Below are 18615 nucleotides of genomic sequence, written 5' to 3'. Positions count from 1 at the left end.
TCAGGGATGAGACTATGAAAAATTATAAAAAGGCATTATTAGCGTTAGCTGTGCTTGCAAATATGCCACTTTTTGCTGATACCACAAATAAAAGAATTGAGGTCACAACTTTTGCTGATGAAGATGGTGAAAATACGAACGCATGTTCATTAAGAGAAGCTATTAAAGTTGCAGAAACTCGTAAATCCGCTTATGGGTGTACTGTATTTAGCCTCGATACTGATCAGGTAATTCAGTTAAAAGCTGGAACTTATACTTTAAATAAAGAATTGGTGCCCAATGCTAATATTTCTATTTATGGCTATGGTGAACGTGAAGAGGATAAAATCTGGTCAGAAAAAAATGTTTTAACAAATGACTATCCTGCTCTACCAGAACTTAAAACACGTATTAATGCTGCGGGTAAGTCGCGTATATTTAACACAGCAGAAAATCAAAAAGCATTATTTTTGCAAAATATTATTTTAGAAAATGGTATAGCTTTAAATCAAGGTGGAGCTATTTATGCGGGTGGTAATGTTACATTATTAAATTCTCAAATTTTAAACTCTCAAGCTCCAAAAGGTGGAGCTGTTTTTCTTGGTGGTAGTGGAGTAAATTTATCAATAACTCATTCCCTCTTGCAAGGCAATCAAGCAAGTACTGGTAGCGTGTTAGCTATGAGTTGTAAAAATGGTACTGAGTATGCTAAACGAGAGGTTACTCTTACATCCTCAAGTATTATCAAGAATGGTTCAAGCAATTCTGCGAGTACATTTGAATTTTGTGGCGAGCCGAAAGCTACTTTTACAATTAATACAATTGCTCAAAATATTGCCAGCACTGTAAATGGGGTTATTTTAAAATTTACAGGAGATGCGATTCCTGGTAATACAACAAATCCATCAACTATTTTAAGTGGTGGAAGTAGTTTAAAACTACAAAATAATACTATTGTTGAAAATAACGCAAATACAACTTTCCTATATGATAGTTTAGGTGGGAAAGAGTTAAATTTTAATATAATTGGATACAATCCAGTTGGTTATGCTTGTCGATATTTAGCAGGCTCAGCAGCAGATTTAAAAAACACGGGTCTTAGATTATCTTTTAATGCACTCAATTTAAGTAATAATACTGATAAATGTGATTTACCAACAGAGGTACTTTCGTCAGCTAATAAGACAATTGATATTTCAGGTGTTCCATTTAACTCTTTACTTGAGCGCCATGAAAAAGCTACAGCAGTAACTGGTTTTTTACCACTTTATTTTCCATTGGTAGCTACTGGAAAAGAAGATTTAATAGATGTAGACCCTGAGGGTAAAGCTATATGCGCTGATATAGATCAACGTGGTTTAGCTCGACTCCCAACTAATAAACTATATTATCAGCCCGATAACATTGCTCGTAATAGCTGTGATATAGGTTCAGTAGAACTAATGAAATTAACTGCTGGTGATTTAAGAGGTTTAGGCAACAGCTCTCTCACTACTTTACTTGAGGGATACCAAACCCAGTATGATACTGCAGAAAAAAATCTCACTAATCCACTTTATTCATATTTGTGGAATGTCTTAAAAATAGATTTGGCAAATTATAAAAATCTTCTTGATCAAACTAAAGCAAATGCAAAATACCGAGCGATCTATATTGATTTGAAGGCAAATGGCTTACCTTTGCCAAATGAAGATAGTAGCCATCTTCTAAAGTTTTTTAATAGTACGGACTATAATATTAATCTTGAATCTGTTGGAACAGGATTGATAGATGACAAAGTTGCAAGCACGGAAAAAGACGATAAACTTTTTTGTGAGTGGAATAGTGCTTTACAGCAAATTATATTCTATCGATCGGATGATATTACTACTCAAGCTGGTGACTACAACTATTGTAAATATACGATTAGTAGTAAAGATGGTTCTACTCAATCATCTGGTCTTTTAGAAGCACGATTTGATAATGTTGCACCTGTAGCAAGTGATAGTAAAGTTGTATTCCAATATTTAGCAAATGAAATAATTCCATTAAATTTACTTAAATACGCAAATGATGATGGAGATGGTCCAGCTAATACACTTATTACAAAGCCTAATAAACCTCAGTTTGCAGATTTGCCTATATATTTGCCAAGTAAAACTTCAAAAGATGGAATTTTTACAGTAGTTAAGGCAGATAGAGAAGGCCCTTGTCCAGGTGAAGATAAGGATAATACTTGTTATGGTGGTAATATTTATATTCAAGCTAAAAATAGTTTTAATAACTTCAATGATACATTAACTTATTACGTATATGATGCTGATAATAAAATTTCAAATGCAGGTACTATCAGTTTAGTGAGTAGTAATACTACTGCTGGAGGTGGTAATAGTGGAGGCGGTGGTGGCAGCTTGGGAATTTTATCTTTAGCATCGTTACTTGGTTTAGCAGCTTATAGACGCTATCGTAAATAAACTCAAAGAATAAAAAAAGCCTCCAATTGGAGGCTTTTTATAAGAAATAAAATCAAAATAATTAAGTGATTAGATGCCTTATCTTTGATAGCCAAATAAGAACTTAGTGTTCTAAATACTTGTTCATGTATTCTTCACGAATTGCTGTTCTTTCTTCACCATTCGCTTTAAGCATCCGCTCACGTAAGTCTTTTCGCTCTTGCGTACTCATTTTTTGCCATGCTTCACGCATTTTTTGTTTTTCAGCTTCAGGAAGTTGAGTAAACCAGTCCATGCGTTGCTGTAAGTTGGTGCTTTGATTCGCTGGTAGCTCTTTTAAACTCTGGTAACGTTTAATGACTGCACGTTGCTCTTCTTCGGAAAGGGCATCCCATGTGTCATCGACTTGTGCATTGGCATCTTTAGAAAAAATCCAAAAGCGTTCAAAACCTGCAAAACTTGTCTGCAAGAAACTTAATGAACACAGGATAAGCGCTAATTTTTTAGCTGCCATGTTGTACTTTATCCTCACCCAACACCATTAACATCTCTAAATCTTCCACCATTTGTGGAGATAATTTAGGATTTACGATCACTTGATTTTGTGGCTTATCCACAATCTCGACTGAGTTAGGCAGAATCACAAAACCTGTAATTGCTGCGGCAAGTGCGAAACCAGTCATTTTCCAGACACTATAATAAGAGGCTGGTTTTTGTTGAATATGGTCAAGCACATGATTCATGACCACTGTTTTATTTTTATGGTGATCTGCCAAACTATCAAGTTTGGATATCACCTTTTTAGTGAAATCATCATGATTCATCAGAACCTCCCAAGGGATTTAAATGTGCCAAATATTCTCTAAGTCCCTGAATTGCTCGGTGATAATGGGTTTTCACACTACCTTCGGTACAGTTCATGATCTGAGCTGTTGTATGGGTGTCAAACCCTTCCCACGCACGTAACATAAATGCCTGTTGTTGACGAACAGGTAGTTTTTCAATCGCTTCCCGAATTTCCTCTATCGTTACCGCTTGATCGAGAAAATCTGCAGGATTAATGGCTTTTTCATCAACTACATCGATAACTTCGTCGTCGTCATTATCCAGGCTAACTTTTTTGAAGAATGAAAATGGGTTTGCTCTACGAGCTTCTTTGCGGCGCCAATCCTGAAGTTTGTTATTCAAAATAGTGTAAAACAGGGGATACCATTCTTCAGTACTTTTATCGGCGTAAGATTTGTGTAAAGCAATAAATGCTTCTTGTACCAAATCCATCGCAATACCTTGTTGACCTTGGGTAGCACTCTCCATCATCACCAAAGCACGACCAGTAACATCTTGCATAAAAACTTTCAGGCGTTGCTCAGCCGTGCTGGCATGAGCACTAGATGTTTCCGATCGAGACTTTTTCGGTGCTAAATCCATGGAGATGGAAAATCCTGTCATTGGACATACCCACCTTATCTTCAATATATCTCTTATATAACGTTGAAAAGAGGTGGGAGGTTGACAACAATCGGTTATTTTTTACTAGTGTAATTGATTTTTTTCACAAATATGTGCGATGTAAAATAAATTAACGTTTTATTGGCGTTGGCGAACCATCTCAAAAAAACAAATAGATCCTGCAATTGCCACGTTTAATGACTCTTGTCCGCCTGGTTGGGGAATAGTTACTGATTGTGCGTGATCTAATGCATAATCACTAGCACCTTGTCCTTCATTTCCTAAAATCCACACACACGGTTTAGAAAGGTCTTTTGAGTAAAGACTGGTTGAGCGGTGAGAGCTAGTAACAAAAACCGGGATTTGAAATTTTGGAAGGATATCTGTCAGCTGGAAGTTTTCAAAACAATGTAAGCTAAAATGAGCGCCCATGCCTGCTCTTAAAACTCGTGGTGACCAAAGTGATGCAGAGCCTTGTGTGCAAATGATTTGTTTAATATTTGCTGCTGCTGCTGAACGTAGCAAAGTACCTACATTACCCGGATCTTGAATATTTTCTAGAATTAAGGTGTCTACATTGTAGTCGATAGTTGATGCAGTTTTAGGTAAATCAATAATCGCTAAGCAAGGTAAGCTTGTACCTAATGTGCTCAAATCTCTATATAAAACTTCACTAATAACAAAGATATGGCCTTGATGTAGCTCTGTTATTTTCTTTAAATCTTCGTGTTCTAAGGCCTGTTCTGTCGTAAATAAAGAAAAAATCTTCTTTTGCTGTTGTAACCAAGCCAAACAAAGATGGGTGCCTTCAAGAACGGTTTGTTGGTGCTTTTTTCGGGCGTTACTGAGTTCGATTAATCCACGCAAATGTTTAATTTTTGCATTGTCTTTTGATTCTAAAAAAATAACCGCCATAAGAAAATATCCAACAAAAGGGCACCATCATACTATGATGCCCTAAGTAATTAAAATTATTAGTGGTAGCTTGTTACGCGTTCAACTTCATTTTTAGAACCGATAATCACAGGTACACGTTGGTGAAGTTCTGTAGGTTCAATCTCTAGAATGCGTACACGGCCAGTAGTTGATGCACCGCCTGCTTGTTCAATGAGCATACTCATTGGGTTCGCTTCATACATTAAACGTAAACGACCAGCTTTTTTCGGATCTTTTAAGTCGTATGGGTAAAGGAAAATACCACTACGACATAAAATACGGTGAATATCACCCACCATACATGCTACCCAGCGCATATTGAAATCTTTTTCACGAACAGATGTCTTGCCCGCGAGTAATTCATCAATATATTGTTTTACGGGTTGTTCCCAATGACGTTGGTTAGATGCATTAATAGCGAATTCTTGAGTATCTGCTGCAACCTGTACATTCTCATTCGTCAGCAAGAAGGTTTGAGTTTCTGGATCTAAAGTAAAGAATGCTACGCCATTTCCTACAGTTAAAGCCATCATAGTTGATGGACCATAAAGCACATAACCAGCAGCAACTTGCTGTGTACCAGCTTGCATGAAATCGTTTGCTTGTGTTACTGCATTTTTTGCAGGCAAAATAGAGAAAATCGTACCTACACACATATTGATATCGATATTGCTTGAGCCATCTAATGGATCAAATAAAACGAGGTATTTACCATTTTCTTGTGCAGGTGTGAACTCATCAAGCTCTTCAGAAGCGAGACCGCCTACATGCGGGTGTACTTTTAAAGCATCAATTAAGTAGTCATTCGAAATCACATCAAGTTTTTTCTGTGTTTCACCCTGAACATTTTCATTGCCAGCACTACCTAAAATACCAGCCAGAGCACCTTTTTGTAATGCTTGGTCGATTGTTTTACAGGTCGTGGCAATAGTATCGATGACTTGAGCCAACTCAGGTGTTAGATTCCCTTTTTGTTGTTGTAAAAATTGGGACAAAGTGAGGTTGGACATAAAAAAACGCTCCTGTGCTTCAAGCATCAAAATGAGTCAGATAAATACGTGGCATATTCTAGATGAGAATGTCACAAAATAAAAATTATCTTACTTTATTTGTGTTGGATTTATGCTTACAAGCCCCAATTAAAATGGTATGTTGATTGCATTACAAAGGATTGTATATTTTTAGGAGAATCGAAATGACAACAAAGAAGTTTGATGCGACCCCCACAGCAGGTGAACCAATCAATCTAGATGAAATTTCGAAAGAAAATGTTCAGGAAGCTTGGAAAGATTATGAGGCAAAACCTGAATATAAAGATTTTAATAAGCATGATTTGATTGAGTCCATGCAACATCCTGAAGAAGAAAAGAAATCTTCTTAAGTAATAAAAAAACGCTCATATTATTATGAGCGTTTTTTTATGCATATCCCTTATTTTAATAAAGGAGGGACTGCTTCGTAATTAATCTCAACGCGGCGATTTTCTTTCCACGCTGATTCATCATGTCCCGCATTAACAGGAGCTTCTTTACCATAACTTACAGCTTCAAGTTGCTGCGGGTTTACACCATTGGTAATTAAATAGCTTTGTACAGCTTTAGCACGACGCTCACCTAAAGCCATGTTGTATTCACGTGTACCACGTTCATCTGTATGGCCTGTTAATGCAACTTTTGAATTTGCATTTGCGATAAGGAACTGAGCGTGAGCTTGAAGTGTTTGGTAGTCTTCAGTAGATAAATCGCTGCTGTCATAATCAAAGTGAACAACCCGTTTAGCCAAAGCCGCTTTATTTGATTCAGTTACACCTTTAGATGAAGCGCCTGCCAAATTTTGAGCATTTAATGCAGCATCTTCACTTAAACCAGAAGTGTTTACCGTACTTGGATTTGTACCAGTTGTGGTAGTCGCTGCAGGTTTACGGCTAGCACAGCCTGTCATTACGAGTGCTACGCTAAGAAAGGGTAGAGCTAAATATTTGATTGATTTCATGATCATCTCCGTCAATGGAATTAAAAGTTATTTTGGTGCCCAGGCTGGTTCACGTACTTCACCTTGTTCGCTTGGTAAATTCATACGGAAACGTCCATCAGTAGACATAATAGACAACAAGCCACGGTTGCCTTCACGAGTTGCGTAGACCACCATTTGCCCATTTGGTGAGAAACTTGGTGATTCATCTAAACTAGTTGGGGTAAGAATATTGGTGATGCCAGTATTAATGTCTTGAATTGCAACTTTATAACTGCTGCCACTTGGGCGATGAACAAGTGCAATCTTTTTGCCATCTGCACTCAGAGTTCCACGTGCATTAAATGACCCTTTAAACGTTAGACGTTTTACTGAGCCATCAGCAAAGGTATAACGATAAATTTGGGCAGAGCCACCACGGTCAGAAGTGAAAATAAAGGATTTTCCATCTGGTGTGTAACGTGCTTCGGTATCAATTGCCGAGTCATTTGTCATGCGTTTGACTTGGCGAGTTGATAAATCCATTTGATAGATTTCAGGGTTGCCATTCATAGATGCTGTAAACAGCATTGATTGGCCATCTGGTGAGAAACTTGGTGCGCCGTTTAGACCTCTGAAACTAGTAAGAACTTCACGTGTTCCAGTTGATAAATCCTGTAAATAAATTGCTGGACGTTTAGTTTCAAAAGAAACATAAGCAATTTTTTTAGCATCTGGTGTCCATGCCGGAGAAAGAATTGGATCACGAGACGATAAAACAGTCTTTGGTTGTTCACCATCCGTATCTGCAATTTGTAGTGTATAACGCTCGGCAGGTGTTGCAGGGTTTCTTAGTACATATGCAATACGGCCGCTAAAGTCACCAGGAATGCCAGTAAGCGCTTGATAAATAGCATCACTTACCATATGACCAGCCTGACGTATGCGAGCAGCTGGTACATTTAAAAGTTCATTTAAAATGTATTGTTGCTTTTGTACATCATAAAGTTGGTAGTGAACTTCAAAACCTGTCGCTGTTTGTTTAATTTGACCAGTAACTACATATGGAATACCCGCGGCTTGCCAGTCAGAAGCTTGAATCTGATTAATTGCAGCATTGGCAGGTAAGTTTTTAGATGAGCTTGTAAAGCGCCCAGAACGGTTTAAGTCTGTTTCAACAATAGGATAGAGCCCATTGTCGTTTGTAAATGGGACAATAGCAATTTTGGGTGCCTGATCTGGTGCTTTGGCAATTTCCAGATATAACTGGGCAAAAGCAGTGGTAGAAGCAATAGGGCTTAAGGCAGTGATCAGTGCTAAAGATAGCAGGTGTTTGCGGCTCGTATTCATAAGTTTAAAGTCATAGCAGGTATTTTTGTGACTGTTGATTTTGTAGCATAGTTACATGCCTTAAACTATTTAAAGCATGTAACTCTTTCAAAATTATTGCGCTCTAAATGTAGAGCTAACACTTCTTGCTTCACGTCTTGCATCTGGATCTGATGGCATAGGATATGGCGCTGCGGCTTGAATTGCAGCTTTAATACTTGCGTCTAAAGCATCGTCACCGCTTGAACGGGTGATCACAATAGAATTAACGCTTCCCGAATCGGAGAGGGTAAAACGAACACCAACTGTTTTACCACTACTGCCAGTTGGAACATCCCAAGAGCGTCGAATTTTTTGCTCAAAATCGCGTCTAGCTGAAGAAGCAACCTTTTTAGCTTCAGCTTTCTTTTGAGCTGCCTCTTCTTGTGCTTTTTGAGCAGATGCAGCTTTGGCTTCGGCCTCTGCTTCAGCTTTACGCTTAGCATCGTCAGCAGCTTTTTGCTTGGCTTTAGCATCAGCCTCAGCTTTGCGTTTAGCATCGTCAGCAGCCTTTTGCTGTTTGGCTTTCGTATCGGCCTCAGCTTTACGTTTAGCATCATCAGCTTTTTGCTGTTTAGCTTTTGCATCGGCCTCAGCTTTACGTTTAGCCTCGTCATTGGCTTTTTGTTGCTTAGCTTTTGCATCGGCCTCAGCTTTGCGTTTAGCTTCCTCAGCTTTTTGTTGCTTAGCTTTAGCATCTGCTTCAGCTTTACGTTTAGCATCGTCATTAGCTTTTTGCTGTTTAGCTTTAGCAGCAGCTTCAACTTTTCGTTTAGCGTCATCGGCAGCTTTACGGGCTTCACTTTGTTCATGCTTGGCTTTCGCATCGGCCTCAGCTTTTCGCTTAGCCTCTTGTTGTGCTTGAAGCTTAGCGTTTTCGGCCTTTTGAGCTTCACGTTTTAATTTTGCATCAGCCTCAGCTTTACGTTTAGCGTCTTCAGCAGCTTTACGAGCTTCACTTTGCTCTTGTTTAGCTTTGGCATCTGCTTGAGCTTTTGCCGTTTGTTCGGCCTTACGCTTTTGTTCAGCTTCTGATTTTGCTTTAGCTTCAGCCTGCTGTTTTTGTATTTCCTCTTTACGTTGCTGTTCCGCTGCTGCTTGTTTAGCTTTTGCAGCTTCTTCAGCTTTACGTTTTTGCTCAGCTAACTTAGCTTGTTGTGCCTGTTCAGCCTTTTGCTGTTGGGCGGCAAGTTGTTGAGCTGTTGGAGGAGGAGGCGTAGTCGGAAGATTTTGAGGAAGCGTTTCATCCACAATAGGGGCTAATACCTCTTTTGCTTCATTGGTAGCTGTAGTCTCTTGTTCAACTTCTTTTGCTAAAGGAGGAGGCAAATCTTCTGGCTTAACTAAAATAGTTGTTAGCTTTTTTGGCTGTTCAGGTGGTTTACTCAAGCCTAAAAAAAGCAAGCCAACAATGGCAATTGCATGAACTCCGAGTGTAAAGCTCAATGCAATCGCATTTTGTTTAAAGGGCGGCTTTTGATTTTTGTTCATAGCTTATTTTAAAGGCTCTGTCAGAAGGCCAACTTGAGTTAAACCTGCTTCTTGTAAACTCGCCATCAATGATACGACTTCTCCATAAGGACGAGACTTATCACCATTGACTAAAACTGTGAGTTGTTTGTTTTCTTGTTCAGCTTGTTTTTGAGCATCGCTTAAAACTTCTTCAAGTTTTTCACGAGATAATGGTTCATTATCTTTGTAATCTTCATACTGAAGATAAATATTGCCATCTTTGCCAATTGTTACCATGGCTGGCATATCTTTTGATTCAATTGGATGGTTATTTGCTTGAGGTAAATCAACCTTGATACCACTGGTAATCATAGGGGCAGTTACCATAAAAATAACCAAAAGCACGAGCATAACGTCAATATAAGGTACGACGTTCATATCACTTTTTAATGGTTTTTTTATGCGCTCAAAGCGCCCTGAACGCTGAATTGCCATTATGCATCTTCCTGTGATGAACCCACAGATTGACGTTGCAATAAAGCAATCATCTCTTCAGCAAATAAAGCGCGATCAGAATAAACACTTTCACTTTTAGCAGTGAAATGGTTAAAAGCTAATACAGCAGGAATTGCGGCAAACAAACCAATTGCAGTTGCAATAAGTGCTTCGGCAATACCCGGTGCAACAGTTGCTAGAGTTACCTGATCAACCGCAGCTAAACCGATAAAGGCATTCATAATACCCCAAACAGTACCGAATAGACCGATGTACGGTGCTACAGAACCGATACTTGCTAAAGTACCTAAGCCGTATTCTAAATGGCTCTGATCACGACTCAAACCTACACGCAAAATACGTTCAGTGCCTTCAATTGTTTGTGAAACAGGAGCCTGACGCTTTTTAAGTTTAAAAAATTCGCTCAACCCTTGATAAAAAATATCTTCAAGCCCAGAGCGCTTTGAGTTGAGTTGAGCATTGTTATAAAGCGTATTGAGTTCGGCACCAGACCAGAACATTTTTTGGAAATGTTCATCGTCTTGATGTGCTTTTTTATAACTCATATGTAACTTGGCAATCAGATACCAACTAAAGATCGATGCTAACAATAAAATTAGCATGACCAACTGAACGACTGGACTTGCTTGTAAAATAAGGTCAGAAATATGCAGGGTTGATTCAATGTTTGTTGCCATAGGTTACATATGCCGGTTGTTTTTTTAGTCTTGTTCCAATTCTTTACGAATAAGATCACGTATTTCTTCTGGAAGACGACGAGCTACAAGTTCTTTACTTAAACATGCCAACTCAACCTCGCCAGAAGCAAGCAAGATTTCACCACGATAAATATTTTGTTGCAACACAAATGACGCAGCTTTACATGAAACTACACGTGCTGTAACAGTAATTAAATCATCCATTAAAATAGGACGCATGTATTTTACGTCAATTTTGTGTACGACAAAGTTGTAGTCTTTTTGATGCCAGTAATGATCAACGCCAGAAGCACGGAGCCATTCAGTACGGGTACGTTCCATATAGCGAATATGGTTGGCATGGTAAACAATACCACCTGCGTCCGTATCTTCAATATAAACACGAATGTTGAATTCAAAATGATTCGCCATGAGAGTATTCCGTTTTAGTTCACTATAGAGCTTTATATTTAAAATATGGCTTTGAATAAAACATCAGCTCTATTCAACAGCCATACATCTGCTTTTAAATACGGGGCAGTTTAGCAGATTGCATACTAAGTCCTATGGCACAACCTTTCAATTGCGGTTGCTGTATTTCTAATCTAAAAACGCTACATCTTATGGCTAGCAAGCTTTTAAAGTTAAGAGGGCTTCCATGAAGTTTGAACTTGTTTTGATATATTCGGATAATCTAATACGAATCTTACATGTAGCTCGGTCCCAGTTTTTAAAGCCTTGTTATCTACAATAAAATAAGGACTATGATTTGGTGCCGCCTGAGTTAAGTCCTGATTTTCTGGAGTTGCGCCCAAGAAAACAAAAAATGAGGGCATTAACTTGCCATAATAGGCAAAATCTTCACTTGCGCTTGCATTGTGATCTAAAACATGGAGTTTTGAATCGCCAACAACTTTGGCTAGAGTTGGCTGAATAAACTGAGTGAGCGCTTTGTCGTTCATGGTTACTGGAGCGTAAGGAGCAATTTCAACTTTGGCGGTCACGTCATTGGCTTGAGCGTTATGCTCTATCAGGGTTGGTAAACTTTTTAAGATATTTGCCCGTATCTGCTCGTTGTTAGAGCGAATAGTCCCAATCATATTGACTTGTTCTGGAATCACATTGCCTGCTGTACCCCCTTGAATGTTACCGATGCTGACAACGCCCATGCCTTGGGTGAGATCAGTTCTTCGGCTAATAAGGCTCTGCAAATTATTAATCATTTGTGCCGATGCATAAATCGGATCTCTACCTAACCAAGGGGTTGAGCCATGTACCTGCTTGCCGTTGACCTGAATACGCAAGTGATCTGCACTATTTAAAATGGCACCATCTTTATAATAAAGGTGTCCACTTTGCATACCAGATATGACATGCATTCCAAAAATAGCCTCGGGTTTATAATCTCTAAATGCGCCATCTGCGATCATTTTTCTTGAGCCGATTTGATCACCCTGCGTAAAGTTGTCTATATCTGCTCCACCTTCTTCAGCGGGTTGAAAAACAAAGACAACGGTACCCGATATTTTATCTTTATTGGCAGCCAGAATTTTTGCTGCGCCTAATAACATTGCAGTGTGTGCGTCATGTCCACAAGCATGCATTACGTAAGTTTCTTTTCCTTGATAAATTGCTTTCTGTTTACTCGCAAAGGGAACACCACTTTTTTCTTCCATAGGTAGTGCATCCATATCGGCTCTAAGTGCAATAATAGGGCCAGGTTTATTCCCTTTTAAAATGCCAATAACACCTGTTTTCGCATAACCTGTTTTGACCTGAATGCCATAGGACTTTAATTCTTTTTGAACTAGTGCAGATGTTTTAAATTCCATATTGCCAAGTTCAGGATGCTCATGAATATGTTGTCTTAATTGAATAACCTGATTTTCATTTTGTTGTGCAGCATCTTTTACCCAATCTGCTAGGCTCAGCTGACTCATTAGAGCGAGTGGAAAAATCAAAGCGGCTTTTTTGTACATGTCCTTATCCTAAAAATATTATTGTTCATAAGATTTGCTATCTAGATTTCTTATAATGTAGTTTTTAGAAATATTAAAAAATCAATAAGGTATAAAGAAAGACTTAAAAGGTATAGAGTAGCTAATTTATTGATAAGACAATTATTATTTTAATTGGATAGAGAGATTAAATTAAAAAAGAAAGAGAAAATTCTCTTCCTTTGATTAGTTTTTAGGCTCAGGCGGTGTCATTCCAAACTGTAAATAAGATTGGTTGGTTGCAATCCGACCTCGTGCAGTACGCATGACATAACCTTGTTGAATTAAATAAGGTTCAATCACGTCTTCAAGTGTACCGCTGTCTTCAGCCATCGCTGCTGCAAGCGCTTCAACTCCAGCAGGACCGCCATCAAAACGCTCGAGTAGCATGCTCAAGTAACGTCGGTCTAGGGTATCTAGGCCAGCTTTATCAACATTGAGCATATCAAGCGCACGCTGTGCCATTTCATGGGTCACTTCGCCTGTGCCTTTCACTTGTGCATAGTCACGAACACGTCGTAATAAACGGTTAGCGATACGAGGTGTTCCACGTGATCGACGAGCTACTTCTTCTGCGCCTTCAACTGTAATGGGTACATCCATTAAGTTTGCAGAGCGTGACACAATATGAGTCAAGTCTTCTACAGAGTAGAACTCGAGACGTTGCACAATACCGAAGCGATCACGTAGTGGTGAGGTCAGTAAACCCGCACGTGTGGTGGCAGCGACAAGTGTAAAAGGCGGTAAATCGAGTTTAATTGAACGAGCAGCAGGGCCTTCACCAATCATGATGTCAAGTTGGTAATCTTCCATCGCTGGATACAGAATTTCTTCAATCACCGGTGAAAGACGATGAATTTCATCAATAAATAAAACATCGCCTTCTTCAAGGTTAGTCAGCATTGCTGCTAAATCACCTGCACGTTCCAAGACAGGCCCCGAAGTAGATTTGAGGTTGCCACCCATTTCACGTGCAATAATATTAGCTAGTGTTGTTTTTCCTAAGCCAGGCGGACCAAAAATCAGTGTGTGGTCGAGTGCTTCACCACGACCACGAGCAGCGCCAATGAAAATTTCCATTTGCTCGCGTACGACTGGTTGTCCAATATAGTCGGCAAGAGAAGTTGGTCGAATAGCCCGGTCAAAATGATCTTCAGGTTTTTCTGTTCCACTGATTAAACGGTCTTGCATAAGTGTTTTACTTCATCATGGATTTAAGAGCAGCACGAATAATATCGGCTGATTCTGTGTAATCGGCTTTAACCGCAGCAACAGCTTTTTGTGCTTCAAGTGGCTTATAACCTAAAGATTGCAACGCAGCTTCTGCTTCTGCAACAGGAGAGTTTGCAGCAAATTGAATTTGAGGCATGGTCGCCACAGTTGAAGTGCCTTGAGCCAATGTTTTGAAACGATCACGGAGTTCAATCATTAAACGTTCAGCTGTTTTTTTGCCAACCCCTGGAACTTTGACCAGCGTATTTATATCATCATGTTCAATGGTGTGAACCAATAACTCAACGCTTAGTGTCGATAAAATACCCAATGCCATTTTCGGGCCGACACCATTTACTTTTAATAAGGTGCGGAAAATTGTTTTCTCTTGAGCATCGCTAAAACCGTAGAGTTGTTGAGCATCTTCACGAACAACTAAATGCGTCCATAACGTAACTTTCTGGCCTTTTTGTAATTGGCAAAATGTTGAAAGTGGCGTATCAATTTCATAACCCACACCGTTTACATTTAGTAAGACAGTAGGGGCTTCTAGGGCAAACACTTCGCCAATTAAACATCCGATCATAGCGTAATTTCACTTATTCATAACTGTAAATCTGGTCGTTCTAAAATGAATTGAAAACGACACTAGTTTTATTTCTTTCTATATCAAGCCAGCTTAAAACAAACCTATTTTATTGCCTTGTAGCTCTTGCGCCAAGCTATAAGCCTGATGATCTGAGAACTTACTGATAATATCGAGGACTTGCATGATATTGCTGTAGTGATTATTGCTAAAGTTAGCACCATATAGATTAAGGATAGACATTAAACGTTGTTCTTTAAAGCTTAAAGATTTATGCGGAGTTGTGAGTGGTACAAATGCATCCAAAATCGTTTGTAAACTTTGGTGCGCAATAATTTCTAAACCAGACTTCTGCGGGTGCTCAAAAATTTTATCACGTGCCAGATTTTTGGCAGTTTCAATACCAATTGCAATATCTGGCGAACAATATTGCAAAAGATTGCCTTTAAGCTGACCTGTAATGATTTCATAATGATGTTTAGCAAAGGCTGTAGTAACTTCATCTACAAGCCGTTTCATGACACGACCACGTAATGCCGAAATCTTTTGTTGCCATGTACTGTTTGGATGAGATAACTCTTCAGGCTGACCATAGTCGGCAATAAGATTTAGGAATATTGGTTCAACTTCTTGGTAACTCAGCATATTCAAGACAATGCCATCTTCTAAATCAATGAGGGCATAGCAAATGTCATCAGCAGCTTCTAGCAGGTAAGTGAGTGGATGACGGCAATAATGATATTCGCCGAGTTGAATCAATCCAAGTTGTTCTGCAATCTGTTTTAAAATTTCTTTTTCAGACTGATAACAACCAAACTTTGCTCTTTGATGGGAAGGGCGGTCACCCTGAGAAGCAATTGTTTTTGAAAGCCATGGATATTTTAGATAAGCACCTAAAGTTGCATAAGTTAAGCGCATACCGCCATCATTTGGATGATAGTCAATGCGACTTAATAGACGTAATCCTTGAGCATTACCTTCAAACTGACGAACATCAGCTTCTTCTTCGGGGCTTAGTTTTTTCAAAAAATCATCATGCGAGGCATCATCGAACCATTCGCGAATTGCATATTCACCCGCATGCCCGAAAGGGGGATTACCAATATCGTGGGCCAGACATGCTGCCTGAATAATTGCCCCAACATCGGCAGGTGAAATCCAGACGGGTAATTCGTCTTTTATTTTTTCTGCGGCAAGCATACCCATTGAGCGACCAATGCAGGAAACTTCAAGGGAGTGTGTTAAGCGGGTATGAATGCCATCATGCTGTGCTAGAGGATGAACTTGAGTCTTACGGTTTAACTGACGAAAACTTTGAGAAAATATAATGCGGTCATAATCTTTATGGAATGGGCTACGAGCCAGTTCTGTACTACTTTTTTTGCTACCTAAACGAACTGCAGACAGCAGCTCTAACCAACGCATTTGTTCCATTTATCATTATTCAAAACTATAAAACCTGATCATGCCAAAAAAAACTTAAAAGCACTAGCTTGGTGCGACATAGTTTGTCTTAGTTCGGGTTTTATTATGTTATTGAATAAACATGCAACAATTTATTTTTAGCAAGAATGACTAAAAAAATGATTTTGAACAAAAAACAAATCACTTCTTGCAGAATTAGGTTACAGAATACTGATTCTACATCTAGCTGATTTTAGCAAGACGCAGTAGAATATGCGCTCTCTCTAAAGTCACATTGCGGTAAGGTTCACAAGACCTGCCCGTGGAGCCAAAATCAACATGTTTATCGTGGCCGGTGCAGCAGCACATTCTTCTTTTAAGAAAGCTCAACTATTAACACGTTTATCGTCAATTAGTTCTGTTCAATCTTTTGACAGCCAATGGGTCTATTTGTTTGATCAAGCGCTCAACGAGCAGCAACATCAATCTGCTTTGCAATTATTGAATGACGGTGAGTCTTTTGAACTTCGTCAATCTGCAAGTGATGAGATTCAGATTTTAGTTACACCACGTGTGGGTACTATTTCACCTTGGTCTTCTAAAGCAACTGATATTTTCAAAAACTGTAATACACCAGTACACCGTTTAGAACGTGGTCTTTTATTTACGTTAAAAGGTGTTACTGAAATTACGAATGAAGTTAAACAAGTACTTCATGACCGTATGACAGAAACAGTTTTTGCTCAAATTGATGATGCAAAAGCATTATTTTCAGAAACAGCTCCAAAACCATTAAATTCAATTGATATCTTGGGTCAAGGCAAAGAAGCTTTGGTTAAAGCTAATAATGAGTTTGGTTTTGCGTTATCTGAACAAGAAATTGATTACTTAACTGAAGCATTCATTAAGCTTGGTCGTAATCCAAATGACATCGAGTTGATGATGTTTGCACAAGCAAACTCTGAGCACTGTCGTCATAAAATCTTTGGATCTGAATGGACAATTGATGGTGAAAAACAACCATTATCATTGTTTCAGATGATTAAAAACACTTATAAAGAATCTCCAACTGATGTGTTATCGGCATATAAAGATAATGCTTCAGTAATTGTGGGTTATGACACGATGCGTTTTTATCCGAAAGCGGATGAAAATGGTCACTTTGTTTATAAATATAAGAGCCAAGCTGCTCATATTTTAATGAAGGTTGAAACTCATAACCACCCAACAGCAATTTCTCCATTTGCTGGTGCTGCAACAGGTTCAGGCGGTGAAATCCGTGATGAAGGTGCAACTGGCCGTGGTGGTAAACCAAAAGCTGGTTTAACAGGTTTCACAGTTTCGAACTTAAATATTCCTGGTTTTGAACAGCCTTGGGAAGAAAACTACGGTAAACCTTCACGTATGGCTTCGCCATTACAAATCATGATTGAAGGTCCATTAGGTGGCGCGGCATTTAATAATGAATTCGGTCGTCCTGCGTTAAATGGTTATTTCCGTACTTTCGAACAGAATGTAAATGGTGAAGTGAAAGGCTTCCACAAGCCAATCATGATTGCTGGTGGTTACGGTAATATCCGTCCTGACCATGTAGAAAAAGATGCGATTCAACCAGGTGATTTACTCATTGTGTTGGGTGGTCCTGCAATGTTAATCGGTCTTGGTGGTGGTGCAGCATCTTCTGTAGATAGCGGTACAATGGGTGAAAGCCTTGATTTCGCTTCTGTACAACGTGAAAACCCAGAAATGGAGCGCCGTTGTCAAGAAGTAATCGATACTTGCTGGCGTTTAGAAGACTTCAACCCAATCGTTTCTGTACATGACGTTGGCGCGGGTGGTCTATCAAATGCTATGCCTGAACTTGTGAATGATCATGAGTTAGGTGCAGTTCTTAACCTTCGTAAAATTCCTTCATTAGAGCCGGGCATGAGCCCAATGGAAATCTGGTCAAATGAAGCTCAAGAGCGTTATGTTCTTGCAATTCGCCCAGAGTCTTTAGAACAGTTCGAATCAATCTGTGCTCGTGAACGTTGTCCATTTGCCGTGTTAGGTGAAGCAACTGAAGCTCGTCATTTAACTGTTGAAGATCCATTGTTCCAGAACAATGCAGTTGATATCCCAATGCAAGTAATGCTTGGCGGTACACCGCGTATGCAACGTTCTTATGAAACAATTGAACGCAAAGGTAACGAATTTGACGCTTCAAAAGTTGATTTGAAAGATGCGATTTTCCGTGTATTGAAAAATCCTACAGTTGCGTCTAAGTCATTCTTAATCACCATTGGTGACCGTTCAATTACAGGTATGGTTGCACGTGACCAAATGGTTGGTCGTTGGCAGATTCCTGTTGCGGATGCAGCAGTAACGACTACGAGCCTACAAGGGTTCACTGGTGAAGCAATGGCAATGGGTGAACGTCCACCAGTTGCATTGTTAAATCCAGCAGCATCTGCTCGCTTGGCAGTTGCTGAAGCAATTACCAATATTGCATGTGCAAACATTGAACAAATTAGCGATATCAAACTTTCTGCAAACTGGATGGCTGCTGCTGGTCAAAAAGGTGAAGACCAAGCATTGTTTGAAGGTGTGAAAGCGATTGGTATGGAAATGTGTCCTGCTTTAGGAATTGCGATTCCTGTAGGTAAAGACTCGCTTTC

Annotated in this window: 18 protein-coding genes; 3 read left to right on the top strand and 15 right to left on the bottom strand. The window is 39.3% G+C overall.

Features of this window, described 5'->3' with window-relative positions; genetic code table 11:
* Positions 1-14: 14 nt before the first annotated feature.
* Positions 15-2432 carry a CSLREA domain-containing protein gene (locus J536_RS15515; RefSeq protein ID WP_032063276.1) on the top strand — a complete coding sequence of 806 codons (2418 nt, stop codon included), beginning with the start codon at positions 15-17 and terminating at the stop codon, positions 2430-2432.
* 103 nt (positions 2433-2535) lie between these two features.
* On the opposite strand, the gene J536_RS15510 is transcribed toward J536_RS15515, so the two are convergent.
* The 5 genes from J536_RS15510 to J536_RS15490 all read right to left on the bottom strand — a co-directional run bounded on the left by J536_RS15510 (position 2536) and on the right by J536_RS15490 (position 5806).
* Entirely contained in the window at positions 2536-2925 is a 390-nt protein-coding gene (locus tag J536_RS15510) for a DUF3106 domain-containing protein (protein WP_002118619.1), read from the bottom strand.
* Entirely contained in the window at positions 2915-3235 is a 321-nt protein-coding gene (locus J536_RS15505; RefSeq protein WP_017399235.1) for a hypothetical protein, read from the bottom strand. Before J536_RS15505 ends, J536_RS15510 begins: the two co-directional genes overlap by 11 nt.
* A complete protein-coding gene (locus tag J536_RS15500; RefSeq protein ID WP_002118814.1) occupies positions 3225-3839 on the bottom strand; it encodes an RNA polymerase sigma factor in 615 nt (204 codons plus the stop codon). Before J536_RS15500 ends, J536_RS15505 begins: the two co-directional genes overlap by 11 nt.
* Before the next feature lie 159 nt (positions 3840-3998).
* Positions 3999-4775, bottom strand: a complete 777-nt coding sequence (locus J536_RS15495) for a TrmH family RNA methyltransferase (protein ID WP_002118372.1) — start codon at positions 4773-4775, stop codon at positions 3999-4001.
* A gap of 59 nt (positions 4776-4834) precedes the next feature.
* Entirely contained in the window at positions 4835-5806 is a 972-nt protein-coding gene (locus J536_RS15490) for a class 1 fructose-bisphosphatase (RefSeq protein WP_017399238.1), read from the bottom strand.
* A gap of 185 nt (positions 5807-5991) precedes the next feature.
* Between J536_RS15490 and J536_RS15485 the strand changes: the two genes are divergently transcribed.
* On the top strand, positions 5992-6177 hold the full coding sequence (locus J536_RS15485) for an NF038105 family protein (protein WP_002118730.1): 186 nt from the start codon (positions 5992-5994) through the stop codon (positions 6175-6177).
* A gap of 50 nt (positions 6178-6227) precedes the next feature.
* Here J536_RS15485 and pal read toward each other — a convergent pair whose 3' ends face one another.
* The 10 genes from pal to J536_RS15435 all read right to left on the bottom strand — a co-directional run bounded on the left by pal (position 6228) and on the right by J536_RS15435 (position 15988).
* The gene (gene pal, locus J536_RS15480) at positions 6228-6788 is read right to left on the bottom strand and encodes a peptidoglycan-associated lipoprotein Pal (protein ID WP_032055187.1); all 561 of its coding nucleotides are present in this window, start codon (positions 6786-6788) and stop codon (positions 6228-6230) included.
* A 27-nt stretch (positions 6789-6815) separates the two neighbouring features.
* Complete coding sequence (gene tolB, locus J536_RS15475; RefSeq protein ID WP_002118491.1) at positions 6816-8096, bottom strand: Tol-Pal system beta propeller repeat protein TolB; 1281 nt, start codon at positions 8094-8096, stop codon at positions 6816-6818.
* Positions 8097-8189: 93 nt separating this feature from the next.
* On the bottom strand, positions 8190-9605 hold the full coding sequence (tolA, locus tag J536_RS15470) for a cell envelope integrity protein TolA (protein ID WP_032055189.1): 1416 nt from the start codon (positions 9603-9605) through the stop codon (positions 8190-8192).
* Between the two features lie 3 nt (positions 9606-9608).
* Positions 9609-10061 carry a protein TolR gene (gene tolR, locus J536_RS15465; protein ID WP_005067772.1) on the bottom strand — a complete coding sequence of 151 codons (453 nt, stop codon included), beginning with the start codon at positions 10059-10061 and terminating at the stop codon, positions 9609-9611.
* Complete coding sequence (tolQ, locus tag J536_RS15460) at positions 10061-10759, bottom strand: protein TolQ (RefSeq protein WP_016140259.1); 699 nt, start codon at positions 10757-10759, stop codon at positions 10061-10063. Before tolQ ends, tolR begins: the two co-directional genes overlap by 1 nt.
* 24 nt (positions 10760-10783) lie before the next feature.
* Positions 10784-11191: a tol-pal system-associated acyl-CoA thioesterase gene (gene ybgC / locus J536_RS15455; RefSeq protein ID WP_004699892.1), complete on the bottom strand. Its 408-nt coding sequence runs from the start codon at positions 11189-11191 to the stop codon at positions 10784-10786.
* Between the two features lie 212 nt (positions 11192-11403).
* Positions 11404-12738 carry a M20 family metallopeptidase gene (locus J536_RS15450; protein WP_032055192.1) on the bottom strand — a complete coding sequence of 445 codons (1335 nt, stop codon included), beginning with the start codon at positions 12736-12738 and terminating at the stop codon, positions 11404-11406.
* A gap of 204 nt (positions 12739-12942) precedes the next feature.
* Complete coding sequence (ruvB, locus tag J536_RS15445) at positions 12943-13947, bottom strand: Holliday junction branch migration DNA helicase RuvB (RefSeq protein ID WP_002052424.1); 1005 nt, start codon at positions 13945-13947, stop codon at positions 12943-12945.
* Positions 13948-13954: 7 nt separating this feature from the next.
* Positions 13955-14554, bottom strand: a complete 600-nt coding sequence (gene ruvA, locus J536_RS15440) for a Holliday junction branch migration protein RuvA (RefSeq protein WP_002118762.1) — start codon at positions 14552-14554, stop codon at positions 13955-13957.
* Between the two features lie 93 nt (positions 14555-14647).
* Positions 14648-15988 carry a deoxyguanosinetriphosphate triphosphohydrolase gene (locus tag J536_RS15435; protein WP_002118538.1) on the bottom strand — a complete coding sequence of 447 codons (1341 nt, stop codon included), beginning with the start codon at positions 15986-15988 and terminating at the stop codon, positions 14648-14650.
* A gap of 309 nt (positions 15989-16297) precedes the next feature.
* Between J536_RS15435 and purL the strand changes: the two genes are divergently transcribed.
* Positions 16298-18615, top strand: a 2318-nt coding sequence (gene purL, locus J536_RS15430; RefSeq protein WP_081404154.1) for a phosphoribosylformylglycinamidine synthase, incomplete at its 3' end; no start/stop codon positions are given.

Source organism: Acinetobacter sp. 809848, assembly GCF_000581275.1.
Classification (GTDB): domain Bacteria; phylum Pseudomonadota; class Gammaproteobacteria; order Pseudomonadales; family Moraxellaceae; genus Acinetobacter; species Acinetobacter pittii.
This window is presented reverse-complemented; position numbering and strand designations above follow the sequence as displayed.